The sequence below is a fragment of the Companilactobacillus bobalius genome, assembly GCF_009764355.1.
This window is the reverse complement of the sequence record NZ_LNUA01000034.1, coordinates 1-4487: the sequence shown is the minus strand read 5'-3', so window position 1 is coordinate 4487 and position 4487 is coordinate 1. Positions and strand designations below refer to the sequence as shown.

The 4487-nt window shown below is 38.5% G+C and carries 4 protein-coding genes and 1 pseudogene; all 5 read left to right on the top strand.

The window, feature by feature from the left end; all coding sequences use genetic code 11:
* Nucleotides 1–305, top strand: a pseudogene (locus ATN92_RS12250) (MobV family relaxase); the annotation flags it as partial.
* Nucleotides 306–900: 595 nt separating this feature from the next.
* On the top strand, nt 901–1056 hold the full coding sequence (locus ATN92_RS12245; protein ID WP_004906453.1) for a ribbon-helix-helix protein, CopG family: 156 nt from the start codon (nt 901–903) through the stop codon (nt 1054–1056).
* A gap of 72 nt (nt 1057–1128) precedes the next feature.
* The gene (locus tag ATN92_RS12240; protein ID WP_012478241.1) at nt 1129–1818 is read left to right on the top strand and encodes a replication protein; all 690 of its coding nucleotides are present in this window, start codon (nt 1129–1131) and stop codon (nt 1816–1818) included.
* Between the two features lie 154 nt (nt 1819–1972).
* The gene (locus ATN92_RS12235; RefSeq protein WP_012478242.1) at nt 1973–2848 is read left to right on the top strand and encodes an SDR family oxidoreductase; all 876 of its coding nucleotides are present in this window, start codon (nt 1973–1975) and stop codon (nt 2846–2848) included.
* Between the two features lie 580 nt (nt 2849–3428).
* Nucleotides 3429–4487, top strand: a 1059-nt coding sequence (mobV, locus tag ATN92_RS12230) for a MobV family relaxase (RefSeq protein WP_158106786.1), incomplete at its 3' end; no start/stop codon positions are given.

Below are 4487 nucleotides of genomic sequence, written 5' to 3'. Positions count from 1 at the left end.
ATAATTACAATCAAATGCATGCTAGAGCAAGGCGTGAAGCCGACTCGTTAGGAGATAAACTGACTAGAACAACGTGGGAATATAATGACCTCGAAAGAGAAAATGTTCGTTTGCGAAAGTTAGGCGGAACACTTCAAGACATTGTGCGCAATGTTGATGAGTTTCTACACAAAAAACTAGGTATTAATTTACCTGAAAAGTGGCTAGAGCGTGCAGGACTAAAAGAACCGTCTAAAAAAGCCCCTGAAAGCTCACAGGAATTCGACAGGCATAAATCTGATGAATTAGGCGGTCCACATCTTTAAAACACTTATATGGGCTTAAAATGGCGTTTAAGAGCTTAATTTAACATCTCACTAGATTGAACGTAGTTAACTTTGTGTCTGTCAACGGTAAATCGAATTAAAGGGGCTTGCTGCTTTAGCAGTTAGCCCCTTTTTTGAGGCTTTAAGGAGTTGATAGACTAGCGGATAAAACACTTTTGCGCATGCAAAGAAAAGCACACCTGCTTTTTTTGCCTGCCCCACGGCGAGTGCGGGGTGAGTTTGAGCGGGAGCTCCCGCTCATTTATGGGGTCAAGCTGACACAGCTTGCGGGTTTGGGCGGAGCCCATATTTTGGTTTGAGTGGAATAAAAATTTTGAAAATCAGGGGGCAGGGAGCGATTTTCGCTCCCGTACTACGACCCCCCTTTTAAGTGCCGAGTGCCAATTTTGATAAAAAAGTGATTTTAAGCCTTTGATATCAATGGTTACAGAGTTTTATATCTCGGCGAGTTTTTGGCGAGTTTTTAGCGAGTTTTTAGCAAAATAGAGGTTTCTAGCACATATTGTTGACAATAATGTTGCAAAAACGCATAATAGTGGTGTACTTAAAATTAATTTAGTTTGGAGTAAAAAATATGGCTACAAATAAAAAAAGAATTACGGTCAGTTTAACTGAAGACCAGTATTCTACTTTGGAAAAACTTGCGAAAGAAAAAGGTTTTTCCAAGTCTGCGATTTTAGCTTTAGCTTTAGAAGATTATTCAAGAAAGGAATTAGAACAAAAAAAATAAGCGAAAACTCGGCTTGGGCAAGACGAAAGTTTCCGCTAAACATTGTTGTTCTAACAAGGTTATTCTACCATTATGGCAAAAGACAAATCAAGATACTTCACCTTTTTGTTATATCCCGAATCTATTCCAGAAGATTGGAAGTCGAAATTGGAATTAATTGGTGTCCCAATTGCTGTTAGTCCATTGCATGATAAAGATAAAAGTACTGTGCCAGGACAAGATTTTAAAAAGCCACATTATCATGTTGTCTATGTGGCTAAAAACCCAGTTACTGCTGATAGTGTTCGGTACAAAATTAAACAGCTTCTAGGCGATCAGAGTATTGCTAAAGTACAAATAGTCATCAGAAGTATGACAAGTATGTATTTATATCTTACTCATGAGTCGAAAGACGCTATCGAGAAGAAAAAGCATAAATATAATAAACAAGATATTACGCTGATTAATAATTTTGATATTGATAGATATATATCGCTTGATGTGGAAGATAAAGACGATATGTTGAATACTGTCTGTGATTTGATTGATGAATATGGGATAGCTAATATACGTGAATTGAAGCGTTTTGTTAGAGTTCATGGTAATGAGTATGGGCTTCCTAGTATGAAAATAATTAACTCCGTTTTGCGTGCGCATACTGCCTTGGTAAGGCTATATTTTGACGCAGTCTATCAAGAACGAAGATACGGCAGGGGCGATATTGATAAAGAAACGGGCGAAATATTGAACGATAAGGAGATTAGAGATGAAAAACAGAAATAAAACTGCATTTTGGATACCTTTTTCTATTACGTTTTGCGTTTTTTTGTTTTCCCTTTTTGCTGAGCCTTTTTTGGATAAAATATTTGGTACTCACCCTTTTTTATATCGGGTAATTGCTACCTAAATATTACATGATTAATGGAGGAAATTATTTATGACATTTAGTAACGTAGAAAATACACGAGTATGGTTTATTACAGGAGCGAGCAGTGGACTAGGATACGAGTTCACTAAAAAAGTACTAGAGTCAGGAGATAAGGTTGTTGGTGTTGCTAGAAATATTGAAAAACTTAATGAGTTAAAATACCAGTTTGAAGGAATGTTACTTCCGTTAAGTCTTGATGTTACTGATAGAAGTGCTGTTTTTACTACAGTGGAAACTGCCATTAAACATTTTGGAAGGATCGATATTGTCATTAACAATGCAGGAAATATGGTATTGGGAATGATTGAAGAATTTAGTGAAGATGAAGTTAGAAGTCAAATGGAGACTAATTTCTATGGTGCAATTTGGATTTGTCAAGCAGCTATGCCGTACTTACGGACACAAGGATCAGGTCATATTATACAGATATCTAGTATTGGTGGACTGATTACTGGTCCAATGTCGGGAATCTATAGTGCTAGCAAATTTGCTTTAGAAGGATTTAGCGAGGCATTAGCACAAGAAGCTGCACATTTTGGTGTAAAGGTATCTATCGTTGAACCCGGAGGCTATTGGACGAATCTATACTTAAAAATGAGTTTTACCACACAGAACAAAGAGTATGATTCATTACGTGAGAAGTTGGCTCAACAAAACTCAACCGAATCAGTTGATAGTGACCCTAAGTTGGCTGCCGAAGCTATAATGAAACTGGTTAATAGTGAGAATCCGCCTCTCCGATTGATTCTAGGAAGCCTTGTTTATGATTTAGCTGTTGAAAATGCAGAAAAACGTATATCTACATGGAAAGAGTGGGAATCAGTCAGTCGTTCTGCAGAACATGGGATTCCTGCACCAGAAGGATATGGAATAATCGAGGAATAGAAGATCAAAAAAATATTGAGATTATTTTTAAGTATGCCGCAATCGGGCGCGATTGTTGAATAAGTAAAATTAAGAGTGGCTACGGCTACTCTTTTTTTATTTGGCCAGAAGGAAAGATAAACGGGAAGTGTCAACGGTAAATGTCTGACTGGAGCAAAGCGGAAGGAATTTAAGGAGTTGATACGAGCCACTGATTTTCCACCCTCTCGGCATTGACAAAACTTTGTTTTGTCCTGCCAACCGGCGAGGGAGCCCCCTCAAAAAGTGAGGGGGTTGGGGGAGTTTTTTGGAGGGGGTCGAGGGGAAATTTTTCCCTCGTGGGTTTGGGCAAAGCCCATGGTTTTTTTACTTGATCTTGGGAATGAATTTGCAACCGTTGCGGAAAAGCGCAAAGGTGAAAATCTCATTTCTGTTACTAGGAAAAAGAAACGGCAGCAGCGGTTATTTTTTTGCTTTTGACTTTGGGAATCTGGCACAAGCCAGGTTCTTGCTTTGACCCTCGGAGAGCACACCTTTACGAATGTAAAGTATAGTGTGTTATACTTTACTTGGAAGATAACTCCGAAATGAGGTGCATACAATGAGTTTTGCAGTGGCTAGAATGACGAAATTAAAAGCTGATAATTTAGTCGGCATTGGCAATCATGACCAACGGAAAACGACTAATCACAGCAACGAAGATATTGATGTTTCCCGCTCCCACCTGAATTATGATTTGGTGGTTGGGCGCACTGATAATTTTAAAACGGATATTGAAGCCTATATCAACGAAAACAAAGCGAGTAAGCGGGCAGTTCGCAAAGACGCTGTTTTAGTCAATGAATGGATTCTAACCAGTGACAAAGATTTTTTTGAGCAATTAGACGAAGCCGAAACCCGCAAATATTTTGAAACAGCCAAACAATATTTTGCAGATAACTATGGTGACGAAAATATTCGCTATGCAGTCGTTCATATGGACGAAAAGACCCCACACATGCATATGGGCATTGTGCCCTTTGATGATGATAAAAAGCTCTCAGCTAAGCGTATATTCAATCGTGAAGCCTTACAACGTATTCAAGAGGAATTCCCACAGTACCTCAAAGAAAATGGCTTTGATGTTGAACGTGGCAACAAAAATAAAGAGCGTAAGAACTTATCAGTACCCGAATACAAAGCTATGCGGGAAGAATTGAAAAAAATAGAGACCGAAAAACAAGAGACACAAGTAAAGCTTGCACATACAAAAAAACAGCTTGATGAAATCAAGCCACGGGATAACAAAAAAATTGCTAGTAAACCCACCTTGATGAATAAAAATAAAGTCACGGTTGATAAATCTGATCTCGCTGATTTGGAACAACGGGCGTCTTTTAGTGATAATTACAATCAAATGCATGCTAGAGCAAGGCGTGAAGCCGACTCGTTAGGAGATAAACTGACTAGAACAACGTGGGAATATAATGACCTCGAAAGAGAAAATGTTCGTTTGCGAAAGTTAGTCGGAACACTTCAAGACATTGTGCGCAATGTTGATGAGTTTCTACACAAAAAACTAGGTATTAATTTACCTGAAAAGTGGCTAGAGCGTGCAGGACTAAAAGAACCGTCTAAAAAAGCCCCTGAAAGCTCACAGGAATTCGACAGGCATAAATCT